This window comes from Belliella aquatica, assembly GCF_014637795.1.
Lineage (GTDB): Bacteria > Bacteroidota > Bacteroidia > Cytophagales > Cyclobacteriaceae > Belliella > Belliella aquatica.
The window spans coordinates 30,816-56,814 of the sequence record NZ_BMFD01000019.1 but is presented as its reverse complement, the minus strand read 5'-3'; the positions used below and the strand labels follow the sequence as shown (position 1 = coordinate 56,814).

Here is a 25,999-nt window from a genome sequence, read left to right as displayed (position 1 = left end):
TCATGAGTAAAGGTTGGCCTTACTGTCACCGTAGCTACAATGGACTCTGAACTGGCATTGACTCCTTTGAAAGCAGGAATATTTCCTATTCCTGATAGAGGAAATAAACCAATGTTTTTATCGATTTCCCAAGCATAAGTCGTAATCCCTATGGTATTGATGGTAGAGAAATTAATTGCTTGAGTATCCTCTCCCTGGCAGATCACCTGATCATCCTCCTGATCCACTTGCCCAGCCGGATTCACTGTCACTGGTACAGAGATTGTCGTACCCGCACAATCTCCAAAATATGGAGTAATCTCGTATGTCACTACACCGGGGCTTGTTCCAGTATTGATAAGTTTATCTTCAATTACACTTTGTATCCCTGTCGCACTTTGAGTCGAAAATCCTGTGATATCAGCTCCTATTCCTGCAGGTGATGTTGTCACTGAAGCTGTCCAGCTAAAAGTCATAGCTGTTGTACCCGTGCTTTTGGGACTAAGTGTGATGTACGTAGTTCCATCTGAACAAATCACATCTGAATTAGGTGCTGCTTCGACTACAGGAACTGGATTGACCGTCACTTCTATCACGAATGGATCACCCTCACAGGCACCGCTTTTAGGAGTAACGGTGTAGGTTGCTTTTTGGACTGTATTTGTGTTGTTAGTCAATACTTCAGAGATGATGGTAACATCCGATCCAGAAAGGACTCCAACCAGGCCGATGTCACTTGGAGACATTGTCCAAGTGTAGTTTGTGTTTAATGGCACAATATCTCCACTGACTCCATCCTCAGGATTAACCGTAAATGCATCCCCCGAACAAATAGGCTCTGGAGCTTTGTTGGAAATAACAGGCGTAGGATTCACCGTGATTGTAAATTGCTTCTCCTCACTGTCACAACCATTATTTGATGCAACTACTTTGTAAATAAGTTCCAGCGGTAAATTGGTAGTGTTCTGTAAGAGTCTAGGTTCGATTTTTGGTCCAGTTCCAGTAGGAACATACCCACTGAGCCCATCAACAGGTGCTACAATCCATCTAAAAGTAGTTCCCGGATCTGGCATCGAAGAAGTGAATACAATTTCTTTTGTGGTTTCTCCAGAACAGATGTTTTGGTTGATATCTTCATTGGTTATAACAGGTTCTTCTCTAAGTTCAAACCTAAAAAAATCAAAAGAAGAATCATTACATTTGGTAGTGACAGTAATTTTTATTTTGTAGATTCCGTATTTTTTAAATTTTATAATCGGTAACTGGTCTTCATCAATTGACGGGACTACAAATTCATAAGAGTCCATATCAGCAGGAGTGATTTCATCGTCTTTAAACACCTCCCATTTATATGTCTCGGGAGCAAAGGGAAACTCACCAAACGTAGGATTGATTACCCCATCACTAAAATCAAGATTAAATTCTGGACTAGTTCGGCAAACCAAAAGTTCATCATTGTCAAAAATTACTTTAGGGGCACCCAAGACATCTATCCGTTGGGGTGCAGAAGACACCGGTCCACAGGCATTGGTGATTTTGAGCACCACGTTGTAGGCGCCTGGTTGAGTAAATTTAATTTTTGGATCAGGTGAAGAGCTATCAGTTCCTTCTGTGAATTCAAATCCTGATTCAATTGCGGGAGGAGCAACTGGTGTAACTATCCACTCGTAAGTTGGATTTTGGCATAAAAAGTCGAGGACATTGGAGTTATCGGTGAAAGCTATTGTTTCATCTTTACATATTTCTGGTCCTTTATCAATTGCAAAAGCCGGGACTGGAATGGCCTGGACATTGACGGGTGTTATTGCCTCAGTACTAATTTTACATCCCGCAGTTGATGGGTTTTTAATTCTTAGTTTTATGCTCCAACATCCTGGTGAAACAATGTCTCCAGGAAGATTTAGATTGCCGTTTTCATCAACCCAGCTTGCATAAACAGGAAAAATATAATTCCCATCGTCATCTACACTTAGATCTACTAACTCCTCTGCCCCGCCTGGAGGAGTAATGAGCCATTCTCTAATATATTCGGTTAAACAAACATTTCCGTCCCCGTATTGGCCTCGAATACTTATATCTGTTGCAGTTAAATTATCACCTTCACAAATGTATTCAGGAGCATCAACTACAGCGGTTGGGGCTACACTAGTGTTCACCAATTTAAATGCGCCATTTCCATTTTGTGAATAGTCGTCACAAATAGTGTTTTTACTTGAGCCTTTGTTAAATAACAAAAAACCTACTTCAAAGTAATATTTACCTAATCTCAAATCAGATTCCTCAGAACTACAAGTTGAACTTTTAAATACGTGAGAAAGAGATTCACTCTCCATTAACTCGCTATGGGTGTAAACTTCCTCAGGCGAACCATCTCCCCAATTAATAGTGTATTTCGAGCCTGGATAATTATTCCTCATGCTCTGTTTAGCAATTTCAAACGAAACTGAAGCATCAACACAAATATTATCATTGTCAAGGTTTGAAATTCCTGAATTACCCGTATTGAAATTAAAAAGGTAGCTGTAAGTGGAACTTTGGCCACTTATTGTTTTTGTAAATTCAATTAAATAATAACCTATTGGGGTCCCGGAAGGGATTTTAATTGAACGCGTCCCCAGTCCAGTTATTGGTAAATTTGAGGAAGACCAACTTCCTGAGTTCAGCGAATACAATCTAGCTGTTGTATTTGGACCCCAAGAACTTACTGGATCAGACATGTTTAAGTCATTTAACAATACGGCTGAACTTCCCTGTTCAACTGAACCGAAATGATAATTTGGATTTGTTGTGGTATTAGGATTCTCTAAACACCTAAAATCTACTCCATCTGCCGTTTCAGAAACATTAACATAAGGAGTGGGAAATGGTGTATTATTTGAGCTAATTCCGAAAGCATTTGGTAGTTCGTAATTTAATCTAGGCCCCACCTCGGAACCATATGAAATTCTCAATTTATATCCAGTACCAGGGACAATACTTGTTGGAATTTTTCCATTCAAGATCGGGGTAAAAAACTCATTTGCAATAGCTATAACTTCCGGTGAAGCAAAGCTACCGTTGGCATCAGACATCTCCAATTGAAACACATTATCTAAGGGTAGAATACCCTTCGGTTCAAAAAGAACTGATATACTCCCTCCTGGGAAATAAGTCAAATTAGAATTAAAAGAAATTATGTTAATAGATACCGATGATAGATCCAAACTATTGTCAGCTTCTATTTTAAAGGATTCATATTGCTTTAAGTGACCATTTTCGGATAATGAAGTTATGACTTTATCTGGAAAAACCGTATTTATCAACCCCTCACCGATTTCTACAAAACCCCTACCAATAGAAAAAATGTAAATAAAAAATAACCCCGCAAAAAAAATAAAATATTTAGACTTTTTACCTAACATATCCACTTACTTCTTAATCGATAATAGTTCGGAAAATAATTGAATAACGATCAAAAAAAATTGACCAAATGTTAACAAAAACTTTTCAAATATAAAGATGTAAAGAAAATAAATTGAATCTCTAGGTTTGTAAATTATTGTAAATTAAAAGTTACTAAATAATGAAAGCTCTAATTAATTAGACAATCTATGACAACTTTCGGTTAGAAAATTTTGAATGAACCTGTTGATCTTAAAACACATTAAACACAAAATTCATCACTTCATTTACGAAATAAATAGAAGCTTAAAAAAAATATTTAATTTTCTTAAAAATGATTGCAAAATCATAATTAATTAAAACGGGTTATAGCTAGTAAGGGAATTCATGTTTGAATTCCTTTATTTTTTTAAATTTAACTGAGCTTTTCGACCATTAATTCATCAAAAATATCTTACTAAATTCATTTCAATCTTCAATTGACTGATCATTGATGCTGTTTACATACAACTGAATAAGAAATCTATTTTTTGATCACTCAGCTAAAAACCTACAAAGACTCACAACCCTTATTAATTTCATTCCACAAAGAAGTATCAAAATACGTTTAATTCCCCTCTTTAATTATTTCAAAAGCTCCTAATCCAAAAACAAATCGTTGTACTCCACCAAAGGCCAATAATAGCAAAAAGAATACATTAAGTTTCTTCGCTGCATTCCTACTCAAAAAAATGATAGAAATCATCATTAATAAGAGAAAGCCAACAAAAAAAGACAAGAGATTTAATATCATGAACAAAGGGACTAATTTTTTTACTAAATGCTAGAATCAGGCTTTTCAGCCTTTATACTAGAGAGAATAAACAAATGACCTAATAAAGAAATATGAGGAGTATACAAAAAACTTGAATATTGTTCTCCGTTACAGACTAAAACCTCCCCACCAAATTGACAAGAAAAACTACTTCCATTACCATTCTGAATGCTTTCATTAAAATCATTGAAATACTTCCCATAATCATACCTCATATTCAGAACCAAAAGAGGAAAGTCACCAAATTTATAAACAAATAAAGAGTTGACTGTCTTGTTTTCATTATAGGAAAATTTCTTCATCACTATGGGCAATTGATTAAAATAAAAGTTAGCCTCAAGTTCTGATTTGCTAAAGTCTTGAGAAGGCAGGCTATTAGATAAAACATATTTAAATGTCTTTTTATTTAACCTTATGATATTTGAATCAAACTTAAGTAATGAAGATGCTAATTCTTCAAAATGAATTATAGGATTAAACAAAACAGAATTATGCTTCCTCTTGAACCGTACCTGCCCTCCAGAGAAGGTGATTTCTTCAGTGATCCAACCTGAGAAAATAAATACAAAATAATCAATTACACGCTTTAATTTATTCACAAAACAAAGATTGTAATTTAAAATATTTATTGAAAGAAATGAAAATGTTATTCATTTACATTAAAAATCAAAAATTGAAATCAAAGAATAACTACATGCTTTTTTTAACACGTAAAAAGAGTTCATATAGCTATTTTTCATAAGTCTCTTAAATATTAGTTTCCGGAATTTGATAAATAGCTCTGAATGAAGATGAATATTAGCAAAATATTCAATCAATATATAAATCCCTAAAACCTTCCTAAACAATTCTCTACTTTTAGTTTACATCTTCCTACAAACGAAATCAATGAAGTTTAAGAATTATTAACCTTAAATATATATTATTCTGAAAAAAATTGAAGCTTTTTTCTTCGAATTATTAAAAGTTGATTTCAAATAAAGGCTCGTCTGTTATTATGGCTTAAAAGTCAGATGGATTACAAACAAGAACTATCTGTTTACATAAATCACTAAACAACAATTTTACTAGCTAGATTTAAACGTGTTATCATGTCTGTCTAATTTTTTACAGACTGTGGTTTAGTTAATCTTAAAGGGAATCCAAATTTTGGATTCCTTTTCTTCTTCGCTTTTGGCTGTAAACTGGTTATACATTAAAAGGAATAACACTAACATCCAATTATGATTAACACGACGAAAGCGTTGAAAAAATATGATAAATAACAGTTCTTTACCTCAATTATCATGTTCATTTACCTTTTTCATTTCAGTAAATAATTTCCTTTTAAATTAAAAGAAAAAACTTATGGCGCTACTCAATACAGACTTCAAAAGCCTTGAATTGGCCAATAATGTTATTATAGAAGATTTTGGTTCTCAAAAAATCGAAATGAATGATCTTGATTCTTCAGTTGTATTTCGAGGAGGTCTTTATTTATACAAAATTGGAATTCATGATTCTAGCAACAATAAAGCATTAAATTCTTGGCTGAGCTTTGTACTTTATGCTGGTCTTTTAAAATTTAGGTTCAAAAAAACTAGATTCAAGATAAATCTAGGATTAAACCTTCGCGATTATTATCAAAACATAAAGTATTACCTTTCTGTAAAACGTCAGAAAAAACTGAGCTACGTAAGTGATGAAAAAGAAATTTCTAAAACCTTAGAAATTATTGGTATTGAGATATATCCAAATATCTTTGCTTCAGCGGTAACACTTTCTAAAGTAATTCAGGATAGAAAGTTCATTGTTTTAAAATTTGGCCTAGAAGATTTTGAAGGAATATATTTTGATCCAACGCTAGAAAAAGAAAAGCAAACATATATCTTAGGAGAGGGACTCTCTGATCATGTTGAAGAACTCCAATATGCAGGGCCTGAAAAAGTAAAAGATTACATTATAAACAAAAACAACTTAGCTATCGACGCTAAATTGAAAAAGCAAGTTGCTCAATATTTCAAAAATCAAATTGAAAGAAAAATTAATAGAATAGTCGGATCTAACGTGGACATATCAATAGTTCTGATTACTGAAGAAGGAATCTCCTCATACATTGGAAACGTACTTTTAAACAATATCAAAATTGGAAACGTTCTAGAAATAGTAAATCAAGCTAATACAATTGCTAGTGAAGGATTATATCTAATCGACAATTTTGAAACAATTGACTCTTACAACGAAAAAGTAGGAGTTGCCATTGCTAATAACAAAACAAATTTTACAAGCAGAAAAAATAGATTTACACAAGACTAATTAGCCCTATTAGTATCTAGATCAAGCGGGAGGGTCAAAGTTACTTTTGTTCCCTCCCCTTCTGTTGAATCAATTTCAATATCTACATTTATCAACGTTGCAAACTCTTTAACAATACTTAATCCAAGCCCAGTGCCTTTTATTCCTGCAGTATTTTTAGCTCTATAAAAGGAATTAAACATCCCAGATTTATCTGATTCAGGAATTCCAATACCGAAATCTTGTATTTCTATTGAGATGTTATCCATATCTTGGAAAACATTAATAATAGGACTTTCTTTTCCTTTTGAATATTTCAGTGAATTTGATATAACATTTTCCATGATATGATGAAGTAAATTAGGATCAGTATTCAATTCTGATAAATCTGATTCAATATTCAAAATAGGCTTTCTTTCATCTCCCGGCAAATTTATATTTTCAACAACTTCATTTAAAAAACTTTCTAACTCAATTGTAGATATAGTGGTTTCTATCTTACCTTGAATAGTCTTTTCAAGCATCAATATTCCATCTAAAGTCTTTTCAAGCCTATCGACTTGGTTAAGCACACTTAAAGTATGTTTATCAAGAATTTGTGGATTTGGAAGAGCTAATTTGGCTAAGTTCATTTGTATTAGCTCTACGCTTGTAGTAATTGTTGCTAAAGGAGTTCTAAACTCATGCGAAGCCATGGAAATAAATCTTGATTTGAGTTTATTGAGTTCTTGTTCTCTACTCAAATTTTCTTCTATTAATTTAATACCAGTTTTAACCTCTGTGATGTCTTGAACCGTGCCAAACAATCTTATATCTGTTTTTGACAAAAATTCTACGCTACCAATGAACCTGATCCAGATATCATTTCCCTTATACGAAACTAAATTCAATTCAATATCAAAAGCTTGATTCTTTGAAGTAGCATCTTCAAAAACAACCATTAATTTTTGAATAGATTCTTCCGAGTTAAAAAAATTTGTCCATTTAATTTCTTTCATATTTTCTGGTAAAACTTCATCAATTTCAAGTATCTCCATAACTTGTGATGAAATGATAGGCATCTCTTCATTTAGAAAACTAGAATAGCTCATTTCCCAAGTACCAATTTTGGCAATTTCATTACTTTTTTCTAAAATGATTTGATAAAAATCATTCAGTCTTTGTAATCTTTTAAACTCTGAAGCATCCAAAATAAACAAAACATAAAATGGACTCCCATTAACGAAAGTGCGAGAACAGCTGACACTGATCTCTTTGGTTTTTCCATCAGAAGTTGTTATTTCATATTCATTTAAATATGAATTTTCAATATCGGATGGTTTTAAAGTACTTTCCTTCGATATAAATTCTTTAAAGAAATTTTTACCAGCTAATTTTTCAGAAGAATCACCGAACAATTTATTTGAGAATTTATTCCATTTTATAATTTCACCATCATTACTCAGCAAAACCAATGCTGTACCTGCATTTTCATAAATCGACCTTATGGCTGCTGAATTTTTTTTATTTCTAAAGAACTGATAGATGATAACAATTAAAAATATTGCTAAGAAAAAAGAGGTGAATATCAAAACTTTTATAACCCTGGCATTAGCTTCTACAATTTTTTCATTGATTTCACTAGTTCGGATTTTTTCAGTGTAAACCTTTTCTAGATCCCTACTTTGAATTAAATCAAGTGCAATATTGGTTCTATCTTTTAGATTTTCTTGATTTAAATTTGTTAAAATTTCAGCATATTGTTGCGTATTAATCTTAACTTTTTCTAGGTCTCCAACTTCATAATAATAATCAATGAGTTCATTATATACTTCATTTATAAAATAAGGAAAACCAAAATCATCAATTATTTGTATTGCCTTCTCAAGCATTTCAATCATTCGTTTTTGATTTCCATCTGCTTTATAAATCATAGCCAAATGATAAAATGAACTCATGGTAGCATATTTTTGAGCATCCGATCCTAAATCATTAAAAATATTTCTAGAACGTTCAAAAAGTTTTTCTGCCTCATCAAGTCTTCCTAAGCCGAATTCAATTTCTCCTAAATAACTTAAACAAGAAGATGATAATTGAGGATTATTTGATTCTTCACTTAAAATTAAAGCTTTTTGAAAAAGTGATTTTGAAGTTTCTAGCTGTGAAAGTTGGAATTGTGCTCTAGCAAAATTGTGAGCTGTTATCCCTTTTCTATTTAGGTTATCTGTCTTCTGGAAAAAATCATAGGCTTTTTTATGATACTCATAAGATAAAGAGTCCTCTCCAAGTCTATCAAATGTATGGCCAAGAGAAATGTAACAATTTGCAATGCCCTCTTCATCCTGAATTTCCTCAAAAATATTTAAAGCTCTGTTTATATAGTCAACAGATTCTGCATAAGAATCTTGCGAAGAATAAACAGAAGACATATTTCGAAATGCAAAAGCCTGCCCTCTCTTATAATCAACTTCCAAAGCTTGTTCTAAAGCCTCATTTGCATACTTTAATGCTTTTATATTATCTACGAAAGAATAATCCCTACTTAGGTCATTTAAACTATCAATCACAGAATAACTTTTCAACTCTGTTGAAATTTCATTTGCTAACAAATCTATAATAGAAAATCCACAAATAAACAAAACTACTACTAATACAGTTTTTAAAATTCGCATATTACTTTCCCTAATCCTTATTCTACTCTTTAATTTATTATTTCTATTTTACGGTTAAAAAAATAAAAACAATGTTACGAAAAATATATGTTTAGCTACTAAAATACGACATTTCATTAAATCAAATATTACATTTTACATTCAAATAAATACACATGATTTAATTCATTATAAATATGACATATTTAAGTAAATAAAACATTGAATTTTAAAATTAAATGTCGTTACTTTTCTTTGTTAGTTGTAATTTATAAAGTTTCTATTTAAAAAAAACATATATTTCTCAGTACAATTTATCACTAACTTGGACAAGAAAATACGCAAGCCTATATGCCTAAAAGAATTTTATTAATCGAAGACGAAGATATTTTAAGAGAAAACATTAAGGAGATTTTAGAACTTAATGATTTCTTGGTTCACGAATTTTCAAATGGAGAAAATGCTTTGAAATTTTTAATTCATAATGAGGTAGATTTAATTATATCAGACCTTATGATGCCTATTATGGATGGTCATGATTTCTTGAGGCATGTCAAATCAAATAAGAGTCTTAATCAAGTCCCTTTTATCTTACTATCTGCTAAAATAGAAGATAAGGATAAAGAAAAAAGTCTTGAATTAGGTGCTGATATTTATTTGACAAAACCAATTAAAACTATAGATTTGTTAAAGTCTATTCATTCTATATTATAGTTTGGTTAATTCTATTTTTCTCCAAATTATGGTCAAGAATATGAATTGACTTTCCAGCCTTACTTTTGAGGGCCATATTCAATATGAAGGAAAACTATACTTAAGATAAAACCAAAAACGGGTTATTATTATGACGTAATTGCTTAAAAATAAATGATAAGCGAAAAATCCATCCATCTAAACTTCCTCGTGGTTACCAAGCATCGCTCTCAAGAATTTATAGTATCCTCTTCTAATCGGGATTTGAATATCCTGAATTTGTAAGATTTTACCATTAAATGAATCAATTGCGTTTTTGTTTACTAAATATGATTTATGGACACGTAAAAAAATATTAGAAGGCAGTCTAGCTTCGACATCTTTTAATATATCCCTAATCATAAAAGTTTTTTTGACAGTAATTATTTTTGTATAAAGTCCATCTGCTTGAGCGTAAAGGATATCTGATGCAGGAATTAAAGAGATAAACCCTTTATCTCTAATTTGAATTGTAATTTCATCACTTCTTATTTCAATTTCTTTGTTAGTCCTTTTCTGATAACTTGATAGAGATAACAGCAATGTAGTTTTAAGACTTTCTTTTGTAAATGGCTTCAACAAATATCCATCTGGTGAGACATCTATCACTCTTTTTATGATTTCATTCTCAGAATAAGCCGTAATAAAGACGATAGGTATGTCCATTCTACTTTTTATTTCCATGGCCAAAGAAATCCCATCCATTTCACCTTTGATCATTATATCTAGAATCAAAAGATCAACTTTGTTTAATTTAACAAATTCTAAAGCACCTAAAGCATTGTCAAAAACAGCAGACACATAAAAACCAAGTGAACCTAACAGTTCTTTAATATTTAATGCCAATTCTCTTTCATCTTCTACTAAGACAACATTGTTTACTACCATTTTAACTTATTTTAAATTATACAATAGTCTAAAATAAATAAATAAAATGCTACAATGAAAAATAATGATACCTAGTGACTAAATACGTAAATAAAAATCACTAAATTAATTTATATAAGAACATTTAATAATAAAATGCAAGCGTATACATGTTTAAGTGGATATCATTTACAATAAAATGTTTCAATCTATTGAAGATAGAAATAATGCTTAAACTTGTGAAAATTTTATAATAATGAAGATATTAGTTGTAGATGACGACATGTTAATTAGGATGGTTTTAAACAAGTATTTTTCAAATGCAGGACACGAGGTCGTAGTAACATTTGATGGAAAAGATGCTCTTGATCATTTTTATGAAGATCCAAATTCATTTGAAGCAGTCATAACGGATATAATGATGCCTAGGGTAAATGGAATAGATTTAGCCGATGAAATCAAAAAAACAAATCCATCGCTACCTATAATTGCAATTACTGCTGGTAATTTAGATGAGATCAGTAAGCATGAATCCTTGTTTGAGGCTAGTTTTAATAAACCAATAGAATTAGCAAAGCTTCATCAAATAATTTTGGATGCAGTTGGAGAAAATTAGGGCATGAATAAAATCTAGATCTAGTTTAGATTCAAGCTAAAAAGCTCCTAAATTGATTCATATTGATCAGCAAAAAAATTTATTTGAATTGTAATTCAATAATGAATTTTAAGTCATTACTTATTCTTGCAGACAAAATTGCATTATTCATTTTCGCATACATTTTGCTCAAATAAAGCCCAAGTCCTAAACCCTGTTGCTCATTATATTTTCTATTGATCTGACCAAATGGGGTTATTTTTATCTCTTGAGGAGATAAAAGAGAATCTTGTAGATTAGCAATAATCAAAGTTCTTTCTTCTACTGATACATAAATTGGATCTTGAGAACAAAATTTATTGGCATTGCTTAAAATTTCATTTAAAATGAATTCTAGAATTTTATCATCAAAATATATGTTAAAATCAAAATCAATTGAAAATGAAAAAGTCTTATTCAATACAACAAGTTTATTTTCCAAAAATTCCTTGAAAGACAAAATTTCAGTTTGATCAGGTTCATAAGAACTTAATTCATTAAACCTTGCTAAATTTAATAAACTATCATTTAGCCTTTTAGAAGCATCATAAGCTGTTCCCAAAATTTCTTTCAACTGAATATAATCAAAAGAGTCAATAGAAGTAGTTACTAATTCTAATATAGACATTAAGCCAAAAAGAGGTGTACGTAACTCGTGATATTTGACATTTCGCTCCTCTTTAAGCACTTCATCAATCTTGTCGCTAAGCCATAATTCTCTGTTTTGCTTTTTATTGATCGCTACATTAATAGCGTTAACCAAATCTTTAGCATGAACAGGCTTAGTAAGATAATCTTCCGCACCATACTCCATTCCTTTTCTAAAATCTTCTTTTTCAACTTTTGCAGTAAGAAAAAGAAAAGGTAGATTAATTAACTTCTTATCATTCCTTACTTTTGATAATAGCTCAAAACCATTCATTTCTGGCATCATTACATCTGACACAACAATATCAAATGTGTAGTTTTCCAAATAATGTAAAGCGATTAGTCCATTATTTGCGGCAACTACTGAAAAATCATGAATTTCTAGAATATCTTTTATATTTTCTTGAAGTTCTATTTCATCTTCAACTAACAAGATATTAATGCTCATATGGAAGTGTAATTATAAATTCTGTACCTTGATTTTCTTCACTTTCAAAATGAATCTCACCCCCTAGTTTTTCTATAAATTCTTTCACAATATTTAAACCTAATCCAGTTCCTTTAATTGTATTAACATTCTTTGCTCGAAAAAAAGACCCAAAAATATATTTCTTGTCTTCCGTAGGAATACCTAACCCATAATCTTTTACGATGATCTGGTATGTATCATTTGTATATTTTAATGAAATCTCAGGATACTCTTTAGCCTGTTTTGAATATTTAATGGCATTATCAATGAGGTTATTCATTACATGAGATAATATAGAAGGATCTAAGTTAATAATTCTATCTTCTTTTGGTAAATTGAGTTTGATATTTTTTGTGTTATTAGGAAAATAGTGATCTACAATATTTTTTAAAAACTGATTGATTGAGACCTGTTCTTTACTTATTACAATCTTATCTTGTGCATTTTTTTCCAAAACAAGTAAATCAGCAATTACTCCAGTCAACCTTTGAATTTGATTATTAATTCTACCTAAATGTGTGATGGTTCTATTCTTTATGGTATCATCTTCAAGATTATTTAGTAAAATCTCTAGAATTTCAGTACTACTCATAATTGTCGCTAAAGGAGTCCTAAATTCATGGGAAGTCATAGAAATGAACCTTGATTTCAATTGATTTAATTCTTGTTCTCTTGAAAGAGATTCTTTTAATTCTTTCAGTACAGCTTCTCGTTCTGTAACATCTCTTGATGTAGCCATGTACGAATACGCTTTCCCTTTTTCATCTAAAACAGGAATAATAATAGTTTCTAGAGCAATTGGCTTACCTGTTAACTTATGAACGTGAGTCATTACAGTTGAGAAATGATTATCCTTTGATAAATCAGTTTCTTCAACTTGAGTTACTCCAAATAATTCAACTGGTGTTTTACCAATACATTCTTGTGGAGTATATCCAAGTACTTTATAGATTGAAGGAGAAACATACTCGAATTTTAAGTCAAGTGCATGTAAGGCAATCACATCTCCCGTATTTTCTGAAAGAAGTCTATACATTTCATCCGATTGAAAGCGCAACCTTTCAGCCTCTTGTTTTTGTTTCTGTGCCCTAATTGATTTAATCAAATTCGCATATCCCGCAATCAAAGGCTGAAGAATTTCCACATCAGTTTCAGTATAATCAGCATCTTTATTGGCAAATCCCATTAACCCTAAAAACTCTTCTCCTTTATATACAGGCACTCCCATATATTTTTCAATTGCTGGATGCCCCTTAGGAGTACCAGTAGCTCGGGAATCATTTTTAACATCATTTGAAATCAATAATTCTCCTGAAATAATTGATCTTCCGAAAAGTGTATCGAGATTTCTGAATTCCAAACCCGACCGGTAATTATCTTCAAAAAAAAACTTTTCACTTTCTGCGGACCAAGCAATGTTAGTGATAGAATGAGTTTTCAAAAAAGGAGAATTATTTTCATCGAATAATATCTCACCAATAAAACCAAATTTACTCCCTGTAATTTCTAATATCTTTGTCAATAAAGTGTAAAGTGGAATTTGAAAGTCTTTATCTAAATGAAAACTCAGTTGTGTATCATTAACTGCTTGTAATAAATCATTTAGTTTTCGTAAGGAATCTTCGCTACTCTTTAATTTAAGTTCTTTAGATTTGAGTTCTGTAATATCTGTATACCTACCGTGAATTTTTACAATTTTGTTCTTGTTATCTCTTACAGCCCAAGCTTTATCCTGTATCCAAACTTCTTTACCAAAGTCATTTATAATACGATAAACAGCATCGAAAACTCCTTCTGAAAGTAGCTTTTTAACTTCTTCTTGAACAAATTCCTTGTCTTCTACATGAACTATCTCTAACCAATAATCTTCTATATTGGTATATTTCTCTTTATCTATACCTAATACTTCTATATTCTTTGAGACAAAAAGAACCTTTTTAAGGTCTCCTGAAAAAGTATATAACGTATCTTTTACAGAATTAATGACTGCATTTGTTTGCTCAACGCTTTCTTCAAGCTTAGCTAGTACTTCTTTTTCTCGGTTAATATCTATGATAGAGCCTGTAATAGCTACTATAACATTTGAAGCATCAAATTGAGGAGAGGCTTGAACTTTCACCCATTTTGTGCTCTTATTTTTCAGTAAAAGCTCAGCCTCAAAAGTTATTTGCTTTGACTCACCACTATAAAATTGATTTATTAAGCGACAAATTTCTTCTCTGTACTTTTCTTTGAAAGCTGATTTAAATGCATTCCCCAAAGTAGACTTCACAGAGAATTTTGTAAGTCTATCCCATTGCTTATTAATAAATAGCCAATTACATTCACTATCCAATTTAAAAATCACCTCGTTAACATTATTAATTAAAAAAGAATATACTTCCTTTGCCTTAAGAATTCTCTTTTTTTGCCTTTTTGATAAAATTGTATAACCTAAAGTAGATGCAAAAGCATGGAGTGCAGCAGCTTGTTCAGCTGAGTAAATGTTTTTTGAAGAACAATTATCAAACCCTAGAAAACCCCAGAATTTATGATCAACCATTATCGGTATAAAAAGAAACGAAAGAATACCTTGTTCTGACATGGTATCATAAAAATCCTTGCCATTAGACTCCTCAGTAAGGACCTCATTAATAACTTGATTTCGAGCAAGCTTTTCTGCTACAATAGGAAACACAGACCAAGGAACATTTTGCAATTCTTCAAAATCAATTTGCGGGGTTACTCCTTCAGCTACCCATTCATATTTTTGTGAGAAATGAAGTTCTTCATTTTCCCCTTTATAATTCTGAAAAATATAAACCCTATCAACATGTGTAGCTTCACCTAGTAGTTTTAAGATTAGGGGGATGGCCTCTTTAATTTTATCCTTACTTTGTAGAATAAAATAAGCCTCTCCTATTGCTTTAAGAATCGCTTCGCTGTTGATCATAATTAATTACAAATTAAACCCATAAAAAGGACTTTTTTTGACACTTTATTTACATTTTTAAGCTATTAATTTTAGTGAAGTGGATTGTATCCGTAATTAAAAGTTATATTTAAAATTATATGGAAAATATTCTAATTGTAGAAGACGAGTTTGACCTAGCTCTCAATATTAAAGAAATACTAGAAAATTTTGGTTACAATGTCGTTGGTATTCATCCTGAAGCTCAGACTGCTCTAACTTTCTTAGAAACATCAAAAGTTGATTTGATTCTTATGGACATTCAAATCAAAGGTGAGATGGATGGTATTGACTTATGCTATACTATCAAAGATAAATATAATATCCCCATTATTTTTTTAACTGCCTATTCGGATCAGACTTATTTAGATAGAATTTCAAATGTCATATATGATGGCTATTTACTTAAGCCATTTAAAGCAGAAAGTCTTAAAACTGCCATTTATCTTGCATTGAAATCAAAACCTTATGCTATTTCTCCAAAGGATTATGGTAATTTAAATTTAAAAATTAGAGATAAGGGCTATCTCGTGCCAATTCCTTTGAACGATATTTTATATTTAAAAGCCGATGGGCTCTACACAAAAATTATTACTACAGTTAAATCATATACGGTACGTGACATCTTAAAAGATTTACAAGAAAAACTTCCAGACAAACTATTCATCAGACCTCATAAATCATATTTAGTAAATGTAAATAAGATTATATCATTCAATTCCAAAGAGCTAATTATTAAAGACACTAACATTCCGATCAGAAGAGGTTTTTTTAAAGTATTATCAGAATTGAAAGAATAACCTAAAGAATAGCCTATAAATATAAAAGATTAGCTGGAAAGACGCCCGTATGTGAATATTTTACTGTGATTATACTTCACATTTTATTAACTTAATAAATTTCAATAGATCAACATCTAATGTTAACAAATTGAATTGAACTTAATATGATACTACATATGGCTACGAATAAAGAAATGGATTTCCATATAAAAAGAATATACGGTCTTTAGGTTTCCTCAAAGCGCCTAAATGCTATAAAAAAAAGACCGGTAAGTGGTTGTCTTTTTTGATTAGTTATCAGTCAATTACGAAGCTCTTCTTCATCTAATTTATCTGTTCTATTTTCTTCCAATATGTCTAATACATTATTTTTATCTATTTCTGTAAGATAATTCATTAACGAAATACCCATCCTGGATTTAAAAGCATTGAAAAAAGTCACTCTAGAGCTAAATCCTACTAATCTAGCATAATCACTAACTTTTAAAGTTGTTCCATGCCGCTCAATTTCCTCCAAAACTTTACTTATCCTAATATTATTCAAATACATTCGAAAACCCATTCCATACTCTTCTTTAATTATATCTGAAAGCATTCCATAAGAAACATTCAAGGATGCTGCAAAATAAGTTAAGCTCAAGTAAGGATTCTTGTATAACTGTTGATGTTCTATAGCTACAGTAATTTTATATTTGATAGTATCTATTGGTTCTTTTGTTGGCATAAATAGGGTATTTGATTAATTGCTACTTTTTTCTATAGAAATTTATAATCAAAATAGTTTAAGAGATTTAATACTTGTTTTAAGTACTGTCAAATCAATTTACAAGATTTTGAGAAGAGCAGCATTCTCCTTTATAGGCTTATGAAGAACTTGATTATCTTTTTCATAAATTAATTACTATAGAGTAAAGGGGAAAAGTCATAGCGTAATAATGTAACACCGAATTGTTCACTGAACCCTTGCCTTCCCCCTTTTCCTAATATCTACTTCCTAAAGAGATTCAAAATTCCTTTTCGCACTTCTTTTGTCTCTCTTACTTCGATAGTCCAATAATAGGTTCCTACAGGTAATTCTTTTCCATTAATTGTTCCATCCCAAAGGAAATCTGGATTCTCGGTATAGAACATTCTTTCTCCTCCTTTGTCAAATATTTGAATTCTGACTCCGGAATAGTATCTTAAATCTTGAAGTCCCCAGGTGTCATTTACCCCATCATTATTTGGAGTAAATGAGTTAAATACCTCTATATTTGATATTGTTTTTCTAATCCTTTCTATTGTAAAAACCTTATCCAAGGTATTTAAATCCTTATCTGTGACCCTTACAACAATTGTAAAACTCGTCTTTCCAGATGCTGGGTCCTCATTGCTCCAGTATAATACATCATTGATCACTTGGAAATATTTGTTGTCTTTCATTCCAATAGGAAGTCCCAACACATGCTGGTTATCTATTGGATCTACTACCAACAATGATCCAATCGCAATTTCATGATTTGTCTTTGGAGCTTCAAATGTATTATTTGATAATAATATGTTTTGAGGTGCAGGTTTTGGCATCACAGTAATTTTTATATATGCTTTCAAATTTTCAAGGTTTTTGATCCACGATTTGTCTGCTATGGAAGCCTCTAGAACATATTCTCCTCTCTTAAACCTATTCAAAGTGGATTGATCCCATGTCACATTAACAAAATATGGCCTTCCATTTGTCGCCAACAAAGGTATCGTATGTGGTAAATCAACAGTAGAACCCCAATTCATATTAATAGAACCAATTTCAAAAACCTCTTTAACCTCTGTCGATACGATATTTAGCTTTCCAGGTAAAAAATCAATTAGATAATTTAAGCCTCCTGTCAAAGTTCCAATCGTAATCGAATATTCCCCTACATCTTCTCCGGGTTCCCTCGATAATCTACCTTTTAATTGATCTTCCCCTTTCAAACCTTCAACTGTATAAGTGAACTCAGGGTCTTCAAGGTCATAAATTTTAAGCTTATCTTCAGCAGTAATCTTTAAGTTTGCTTGCACTATTTCCAAATTTCCAGAAACTAAAGTGATGTCATAATTTGCATCTAATGCACCATCCAAAATGATTGGATAAGTTCCAACATTTGAATCAACTATTGCTGTGGTCCTAATACTAGGCTCTATTGCTATTTTTTTATCTCCATTGACCAGACCTAAGTAAGTAAAGTTTAAAATTGGATTTTCTTCACCATAAACTTTACTCTTATCCAACGCGGTAATCGTTACCATTGCTTTGGTAATCGTCAAATTAGCAGTCAATTCCAGTGTGGCATAGTTAGCACCTGTAATAGCTGCCGTCACCGTCTGACTTCCAACATTGGTCAGCCTGTTGTTAGAATACTGCAATGAAGTTCCTGCTGGAAGTGATCCTTTAATCGAAAGAGACTTGGAAGTTCCATCATAAACAAAGCTGCCGTCCTTAAATTCAACTTCCGTCACTGTACCTGGGGTGATGGATAAAGTAGCTGTCAATTCAAGCATAACATAGTTAGCTCCTGTAATCGTTGCGGTTGCTGTCTGGCTTCCAACATTCCTTAAACTATTGTTCCTGTATGCTACTGTAGTTCCTGTCGGAAGTGCTCCTGTAATCGCAAGAGACTTAGAAGTTCCGTCATAAACGAAGCTGCCGTCCTTGAATTCTACTCCCGTCATCGTAGCTGGGGTGATCGCCAAAGTAGCGGTCAATTCCAGAGTGGTATAGTTAGCACCTGTGATCTTTGCTGTTGCCGTTTGGCTTCCAACATTCGTTAAGCTATTGTTCCTGTATGCTACTGTAGTTCCTGTCGGAAGTACTCCTGTAATCGCAAGGGACTTGGAAGTTCCGTCATAAACGAAGCCGCCTTCCTTAAATTCAACTCCCGTCACCGTAGCTGGGGTGATCGCCAAAGTAGCGGTCAATTCCAGCGTCGTATAGTTTGTACCTGTAATCGTTGCGGTTACCGTCTGGCTTCCAACATTGCTTAGGCTGTTATTGCTATATGATACAGAAGTTCCTTTTGGAAGATCACCTCTAATAACAATTGACTTGGAAGTTCCATCATACACGAAGCTGCCATCTTTGAAATCGATTCCTGTTACTGTAGCTGGAGATATGTCAAAATCTGCTCCCGTAAAAGAGATGTCATAGTTATCGCCTGCACTTAAATCTCCCTGATTTATGGTGTAGGTACCTATATTCTCTCCAACTGTTCTTGCCAAGGCTCCGCTCAGGATGTTTTCATCATCGCTGCTTATAAAGCCAGTCGCAATGTAAATAAACCTCGGATCACCATCTCCGAAAACTTTGTTTTGACCTTCTTTCGCTGTGATCGTGAGGGGAGCTTTATTAATTGTTCCAGTAAGTGAAGGCAAAACTAACTTATAATTGATGGCTGATTCACCAGTCAGTGTCCAGCCTGTCACAAGAACATTGATGTTTTCTCCTGAATTGGTCTGTTCAAAAGTGAATATGGGTTCACCACTTAAAACTACATCATCTTCTCCTATCACACCTTCAAGGCTTGCATTACCAGAGATACTCGCTACACCTGTACCATCATACAACTTGTTTTTAACAACTATACCTTCAACACCAATTGATTTGGGTAACACTTTTAGCTCTTGTGATACAGGGATCGCATCGGAATATCCAAAGATATTTACCAAGCTTGCCGTTATAGTCGTCTCACCAACACTTTTGATAACAATCTTGTTATTTTCAATTTCAGCCACATCAGTGTTGGAACTGGAATAAGTAACCTGATCTCCTGAACTAGCTGTAGCACCTGGATCAAATGGAGTTGAACCATAAAATTCATTCTTTAACTGTTCAAAATCAATAGTATTTTCTAGACTTCGCTCAAGTCCAGGAATAGGATTTATCTGAGTAGTTTCTTCTGGACTATCATAAGTAATAGACTGAAAATAGGGATAGGATATAAATTGCTCCTGTTTGATTTCCCAAATCCCTGTACCTTCCGTAAAATCCCAATCAGCATTTGAAAAAGTGCTTAGCATCTTCATCTGATCTGTAGTTTTACCTTCTCCACCAGCGCTACTATTTTGACCTGATAAATCTAAATCCCAAAAAGAATTTAAAATTGTTACATTTTCATTCACATGACCTACTAAGCCACCATTCGAATCTTTAGATACTACTTTTGTAGCGCTATAACTATTATTTAGAGTCGAATTAAAAGCTAACTCTCCCCCAATGCTGCCAATTAAACCCCCAGTGAATTCTTCTCCCATAACAACACCAAGGCTATAACTATCTGAAACCCCGCCAACATAAGCTTGCCCAAGCAAACCGCCAACAGCTAATTTTCCTTGAACACTGGAATTGCTAAAACTATTTTCAATTGAAGAAAACGTCAAAGAACCAACAAGTCCTCCAACTCCACCATTCCCTGTAATGGTAACAGAGCTAAATGAATTTATAATTGATGATTTATTATACAAATAACCTACAAGTCCACCAACTTGATTATCTCCATATATAACCGCATTAGTCAAACCAAGATTTGAAATTTTACCTTCTTTAAGCATCCCAAATAATCCAACGCGATATTCTTCAGGCCGATTAATAGCAAGATCTGATATTGAATAGCCATTTCCTTCAAATGATCCTTTAAAAGAATTAAATTCTTCATTTCCAATAGGCTCCCATCCTTTCCCTTCATTAACTAAGGACTCCCCATCTTTCACGTAGTCCGAATAACCAACAGTATTTGAATCCAAAGTATTTTGCAATTCATAAAAGGCATTCAATTCATACCGAACATTGTATAAATGATCCCAATTGGATATTTGATAGGGTACTTCTTCCGTCCCCTTTCCTCCTGCAAAAAGAAGTTTAAGTCCTGGAATAGGGTTTACCTCAGGTTCTACTTCAATTTCATCATAGGTGAATGCTTGTAAATAAGGAAAGGAAATATAACCCCTATTTGAAACCTCTTCAATTTTCCATATTGAATTAAAATCCCAATCAATTGGATGAATGTCTGCGGTAAAAGTAGCCAAAGACTTCATTTCTGCTGCGGATTTGCCGATCACTCCATCTGGATCATTGGTAGATAATGTTTTTTCTCTCCCTACACCTTGAAGACTAGGATTATCTGTTAGATTCCAGAAAGAATTCGTTACCAAAGCACCAGCTTCTCCTAGTAATCCACCTCCAATGAATAGGGAGGAGCTAACTGTAACTTTGCCCACTGCATAGGAGTTGATTACCTTCGAGTCTGCTCTGATTTCACCTGCGAGTCCTCCCGCATCCGGTCCTCCTTCAGTAGCTATGGAAGTGACATTTCCTAAGGCATAAGAATTCACAATTTCTGATGCTGAATTGTCTATATCCCCAACCAAACCACCAACTTCTCTATTTCCGGTTACATTTCCTATTGCATAAGATTCGTATATTTTGCCCTGTAATTGCCCTACAAGCCCCCCTGCGGCTCTATCTCCGCTTGACACATTACCTGTCGCGAAACATTTTCTAAGAGTAAGAAGGGATCTATCGTTACTTCCTATCAATCCTCCAATATTTGATCCTTGAGAGGAAACATCTCCAGTCGCCCAAGAATCGGTAATTAATGCTTCTCCAGCTGTTTGTGCTCTTCCAATTAATCCTCCTACATCACCTCTTCCAGTTATTTGAACATCGGCTGTCAAAAAGGAAAGGTTCGCTGTATATTCAGTATCGGTTTTAAAATGTCCTATCATCCCGCCTGCATTAGAGCCTGATGTTTGGTTTACCACGCCATGAACATGGATGTTATGAAGCTCAAGGTTTGCCTCTGCATGACCAATTAAAATACCTACGGCAGACAACGTAGAAGTTACTTTGGAATTGATTAATGAAAGATCTTTGATAGCCAAGATTCGTTCAGATCTTAATCCTCCTCTAATATCCCCAAAAAGTCCCAGTTCACTTTGACCATTTATTTCAAGCCCTTTTATTGTTTTATTATTCCCATCGAAGTAAATCCTAGAAGCTAACCCTCCTTCATCTGTAAAAACTTTATTGGAAATAGGATTCCAACCCAATCCTCCATTGGCAAGTGTCTCATCATCTTTCACCTGTAAATTATAACCTGCACTATTTTCATCCAAATCATTATTTAAGACAAAGTAAAAACCCTTATCAGCTACTAAATTTATATTCTGGAGATGAGTCCAACTTTCAATCTGATAAGGGTCGTTTTCTACCCCTATGCCCGAATGGAATAAAAAGGAATGCGATAAACTTTGACTTTCAAAATTAGCATCTCGAATCTCAGCAAAAACACTTCCTGTATTGTAAAATGAAAAATTAGGATTTGTCACATCTAAAAATGCGTAATCTGGATCTTTCCCTTCTAATTCAAAATCATAAATATTTAGAAAGTTAAAGCTTAGGTTGAAATCTTCAAATGGATTTCCTCCCAAGTCTGGAATAGAGCCTGAAGCTTTCATCTGAATTGTAAGGCTTTCACTATTTTTATTGAGAGCAACATTTTTAACTTCTAAATCAACTTCAGAATTAATCCATTTAAGGCTATTTTGATTTACGGGCTTCAATTTCCCGCCTTTAACCGCACTGTTATAAACTGCTCCAAAAGTTCCATTCAATCTATCTGCTTTGACAGCTAAATCAAAGTGAATTTCATAATAAAATTCATCTCCTTCATTAAATTCATTTGGAAATAATATCGCAAAATCTTGTGGAATCGTAACGATTCCTGAAATGGTAGTTAAATTTTCTGCTTGAGAAGACTCAGAACTACTTTCATTAAGTAAGTTTAGTCCAGGTATAGGATTCACTGCAGGATCAGTATCGGGTAAATCATAATCAATTTCTTTTAAATAGGGATATGAAATCATTTCGCCTTCCACTATAGACCAAATCCCAGTATCGGGTGTAAAATCCCACTCAGATTCCGTAAAAGTGATTAGACTTTTTAACTCTGAAGTCGTTTTACCCTTTCCTCCAACGCCACTTGAAGTAGTTTGTTTACTAGTTTCTACATCCCAAAATGAATTTATAATTGCACCCATTCCAAAATCAAGACCTACTAATCCACCTAACTCGCCCCCATTTGAACCTGAAATACTACCAGAAGAATATGATCTTGTAATGGTTCCACCCTGAGTTACAATTGCAGCCAAACCACCGGCTCTGGCACCTCCTATAATATTACCAGAATTATAGGAGTCAGATATGGACCCACCCTGGAAAGTTCCTATTAGACCACCTGTATTATCTTGGCCAGTAATTGAGGCATTATTAAATGATTTAGAAAACGTTCCTCCAGTTGTCATTCCTATTAATCCCCCTACCTGATACCTTCCTGTAATCACTCCTGAAACATAAGAAGACTCAAGACTACCTTCATAATTTTTTCCTATAATTCCACCAGTAAAATCTTGACCAACAATCGAGGTATTTATTAATCCTACATTTTTTATAATAGCTCCACTAGCCCGACCAAATAACCCTACCTCATTTGTCATAGGTCTGGAAATAACTAAACCATTTATAATATGAGAATTACCATTAAAATGCCCAGCAAAAAAATGATCTTCATCCCCTATGGGTAACCAACCTGAATTTGAGTTAGCTGTAGCAGAAGCATAAAAATCATAGTCTGGTAAATTCTCGGTAAGATCATTCACCAATTCAAAGTGAGCATTTAATGCAAATCTTACATCATTTAGATGTTTCCAAGTTTTTATAAGATAAGGACTTTCTGATGTCCCTTCTCCACCTCCAAAAAGTAAAACATAAAGGGTAGCCTCTTTTTGAATGTTGTAATCACTTAAGGTTCTCCCATCTTCCAATAATTTACCTGCAAAAATCAAATTTATTATAGATGTAGAATAACCTACACGATCCTGTAATTTTATCTTTACGTTTTCAATCGATTCACCTGGCTCTACGTCTAAAGTAATTGTTCTTCCTGTCAATGTCTTGACAAAAATCTGCATGGAAAATCCACTTAGAGAAATCAGAGACAATAAAAGAAGAAGGATATATCGCTTATAAACAATAGCGTTAAAACTTGATAAGCTTAAATTAAAACAGTATTTATTTTTAATAATGGTATTAAAACTCATGATATGATTTATTAACAAATTAATTTAAAGTAATGGCTCTATTTAAACTTAATAGAGTTCAAACAGGCTATGTGAGTCAGCCAAATAAAGACTTAAATACTACATACAGTAAATTTTAGAAAATCACTCGAAAAGACTTTATACATAGTGATAAGTGTAGAGATAAAATGTCATTCGTTTACTTTTGGCTTTGAGTCAAACATGTCATGAATAGGATATCGACAAGTGCCCTTCACTTAATGGTTGACATTGTAATGTTTAGTCCCAAGCATTCACCCACTTCTATCCAGATAAAACTCCCTACCAAATCATCACTCTCCTATCTCCAAACAGCGCATAGGTCAACATAAATTCATGCGTCACATTCGGAAGTAGATAGCTTCTCAACATCGGCATCTCGTAGATATAGCCAATTCCCATCTTATCAAAGAGCATCCCAAACTGGAAGTTGTTCGCATAGTCTATTCTATGTCCTCCTCCAATCCATACTTTGTCTTTCAATACTACCTTGAGATTGAGTTCTAAGTTGTCTGGTAAATCAGACTGACTTCTGTACATGAAGTTCGTTGCCAAACTCAGATTATCATTGATCCTATTTCTGTATCCTGCTTGGAAGATGCCTACTCTTGGCATTCTTTCCATAAACACATCTCCTGAGTTGATCGCTCCCTGATTTACATGGTGTACTGCATAGGACACATAGTAACTTGGGTGTGTCAGGGCAAGTCCCAAATTGAAGTCTATCACTTGCATATTAGAGAAACTCCCAAAGTATTGTCCTACTATCGGGTCATCTGCTTGCTCCGTCGTCATGCTATTCCCATCCAAACGGATAGAGCGGTAGTTTAAACCTGCTCCCAATCTCAGGTTGGTCTTTTCTCCAACTTGGATTCTCGAAGCATAGCTAGCCACAAATTCTGTCTCAGCAAAGGCTCCATACTGATCATGTAGGATGGAGATCCCTGCGGCATTCTTGCCCAGAATATCTCCTGAGGCCTGACCTGAGAGTTGACCGAAATCCAGTTCTGCTGAAGCAAAGTAAGTCTTCGGTGCTCCCTCCCAGCCTGCCCACTGATTCCGGACAAAGCCACGCAGCATAGAACCTTCATAACCCGTCAGCGCTGGGTTATAGTAGCCTTGTAAGTGGCTGAATTGGGAAATGTATTTTCTTGATTGAGCGAGAATATCCGTTGTCGTTACAAGGGCTATTCCTATAAATAAGATGATTGTTTTTTTCATGATTTTATATTTTTGAGGAGGACTGAGCGTTAAAAATTAGTCCAGTGGACTAATTTAGCGAAGGGCCAGGTTGCAGCGCTGGTTTTATCTAGGGGAAGGGGTGACGAGTCGTTTATTTACAAACTCGTCCTTTTTCCTAGTCCCTTTTACCTTTTTACTTTCTTAACAGATTCAACATCCCTTTTCTTACTTCTCCAGTCTCTCCTACTTCGATCGTCCAGTAATACGTTCCGATTGGTAGCTCTTTGCCATTCAAAGTCCCATCCCAGCGGATATCTGGATTCACTGTGTAGAATACTCTTTCTCCTCCTCTGTCGAAAACCTGAATTCTTACTACTTTGTAGAATCTCAATTCCTCCACACCCCAGGTCTCGTTTACATTATCTCCATTCGGAGTGAAAGAGTTGAAGATTTCAATATTGCTCACCGATGTCCTATTTCTGACGATTGTAAATTCCTTTTCAAGGATATTTCCATCACGATCCTGCACA

General features: G+C 33.4%; 14 protein-coding genes. 4 read left to right on the top strand and 10 right to left on the bottom strand.

Going from position 1 to position 25,999, the window contains the following annotated elements; genetic code table 11:
- On the bottom strand, positions 1–3,281 hold a 3,281-nt coding region (locus IEV57_RS17480; protein WP_308419888.1), incomplete at its 3' end, for a PKD-like domain-containing protein.
- Between the two features lie 895 nt (positions 3,282–4,176).
- Entirely contained in the window at positions 4,177–4,773 is a 597-nt protein-coding gene (locus IEV57_RS17475) for a hypothetical protein (RefSeq protein ID WP_188444338.1), read from the bottom strand.
- Between the two features lie 784 nt (positions 4,774–5,557).
- Here IEV57_RS17475 and IEV57_RS17470 point away from each other — a divergent pair.
- Positions 5,558–6,469: a hypothetical protein gene (locus IEV57_RS17470; protein ID WP_188444337.1), complete on the top strand. Its 912-nt coding sequence runs from the start codon at positions 5,558–5,560 to the stop codon at positions 6,467–6,469.
- Here the strand turns inward: IEV57_RS17470 and IEV57_RS17465 are convergent.
- Entirely contained in the window at positions 6,466–9,099 is a 2,634-nt protein-coding gene (locus IEV57_RS17465; RefSeq protein ID WP_188444336.1) for a tetratricopeptide repeat protein, read from the bottom strand. The two genes, IEV57_RS17470 and IEV57_RS17465, sit on opposite strands and share 4 nt — an antisense overlap.
- Before the next feature lie 330 nt (positions 9,100–9,429).
- On the opposite strand from IEV57_RS17465, the gene IEV57_RS17460 reads away from it, so the two are divergent.
- Complete coding sequence (locus tag IEV57_RS17460; protein ID WP_188444335.1) at positions 9,430–9,792, top strand: response regulator; 363 nt, start codon at positions 9,430–9,432, stop codon at positions 9,790–9,792.
- 177 nt (positions 9,793–9,969) lie between these two features.
- Here the strand turns inward: IEV57_RS17460 and IEV57_RS17455 are convergent, their stop codons facing one another.
- On the bottom strand, positions 9,970–10,698 hold the full coding sequence (locus tag IEV57_RS17455) for a LytR/AlgR family response regulator transcription factor (protein ID WP_188444334.1): 729 nt from the start codon (positions 10,696–10,698) through the stop codon (positions 9,970–9,972).
- A gap of 235 nt (positions 10,699–10,933) precedes the next feature.
- On the opposite strand from IEV57_RS17455, the gene IEV57_RS17450 reads away from it, so the two are divergent.
- Positions 10,934–11,293, top strand: a complete 360-nt coding sequence (locus tag IEV57_RS17450) for a response regulator (RefSeq protein ID WP_188444333.1) — start codon at positions 10,934–10,936, stop codon at positions 11,291–11,293.
- A gap of 79 nt (positions 11,294–11,372) precedes the next feature.
- Here IEV57_RS17450 and IEV57_RS17445 read toward each other — a convergent pair whose 3' ends face one another.
- Positions 11,373–12,407: a hybrid sensor histidine kinase/response regulator gene (locus tag IEV57_RS17445; protein WP_188444332.1), complete on the bottom strand. Its 1,035-nt coding sequence runs from the start codon at positions 12,405–12,407 to the stop codon at positions 11,373–11,375.
- Entirely contained in the window at positions 12,397–15,360 is a 2,964-nt protein-coding gene (locus IEV57_RS17440; RefSeq protein WP_188444331.1) for a PAS domain S-box protein, read from the bottom strand. Before IEV57_RS17440 ends, IEV57_RS17445 begins: the two co-directional genes overlap by 11 nt.
- Before the next feature lie 119 nt (positions 15,361–15,479).
- Between IEV57_RS17440 and IEV57_RS17435 the strand changes: the two genes are divergently transcribed.
- Complete coding sequence (locus IEV57_RS17435; RefSeq protein WP_188444330.1) at positions 15,480–16,178, top strand: response regulator; 699 nt, start codon at positions 15,480–15,482, stop codon at positions 16,176–16,178.
- Positions 16,179–16,461: 283 nt separating this feature from the next.
- On the opposite strand, the gene IEV57_RS17430 is transcribed toward IEV57_RS17435, so the two are convergent.
- The 4 genes from IEV57_RS17430 to IEV57_RS17415 all read right to left on the bottom strand — a co-directional run.
- On the bottom strand, positions 16,462–16,884 hold the full coding sequence (locus IEV57_RS17430) for a helix-turn-helix domain-containing protein (protein ID WP_188444329.1): 423 nt from the start codon (positions 16,882–16,884) through the stop codon (positions 16,462–16,464).
- A 263-nt stretch (positions 16,885–17,147) separates the two neighbouring features.
- Positions 17,148–24,140 (bottom strand): MBG domain-containing protein, encoded by a 6,993-nt coding sequence (locus IEV57_RS17425; RefSeq protein ID WP_188444328.1) that lies wholly within the window; start codon positions 24,138–24,140, stop codon positions 17,148–17,150.
- 429 nt (positions 24,141–24,569) lie between these two features.
- Positions 24,570–25,508 carry a PorP/SprF family type IX secretion system membrane protein gene (locus tag IEV57_RS17420; RefSeq protein WP_188444327.1) on the bottom strand — a complete coding sequence of 313 codons (939 nt, stop codon included), beginning with the start codon at positions 25,506–25,508 and terminating at the stop codon, positions 24,570–24,572.
- 154 nt (positions 25,509–25,662) lie between these two features.
- On the bottom strand, positions 25,663–25,999 hold a 337-nt coding region (locus tag IEV57_RS17415), incomplete at its 5' end, for a T9SS type B sorting domain-containing protein (protein ID WP_188444326.1).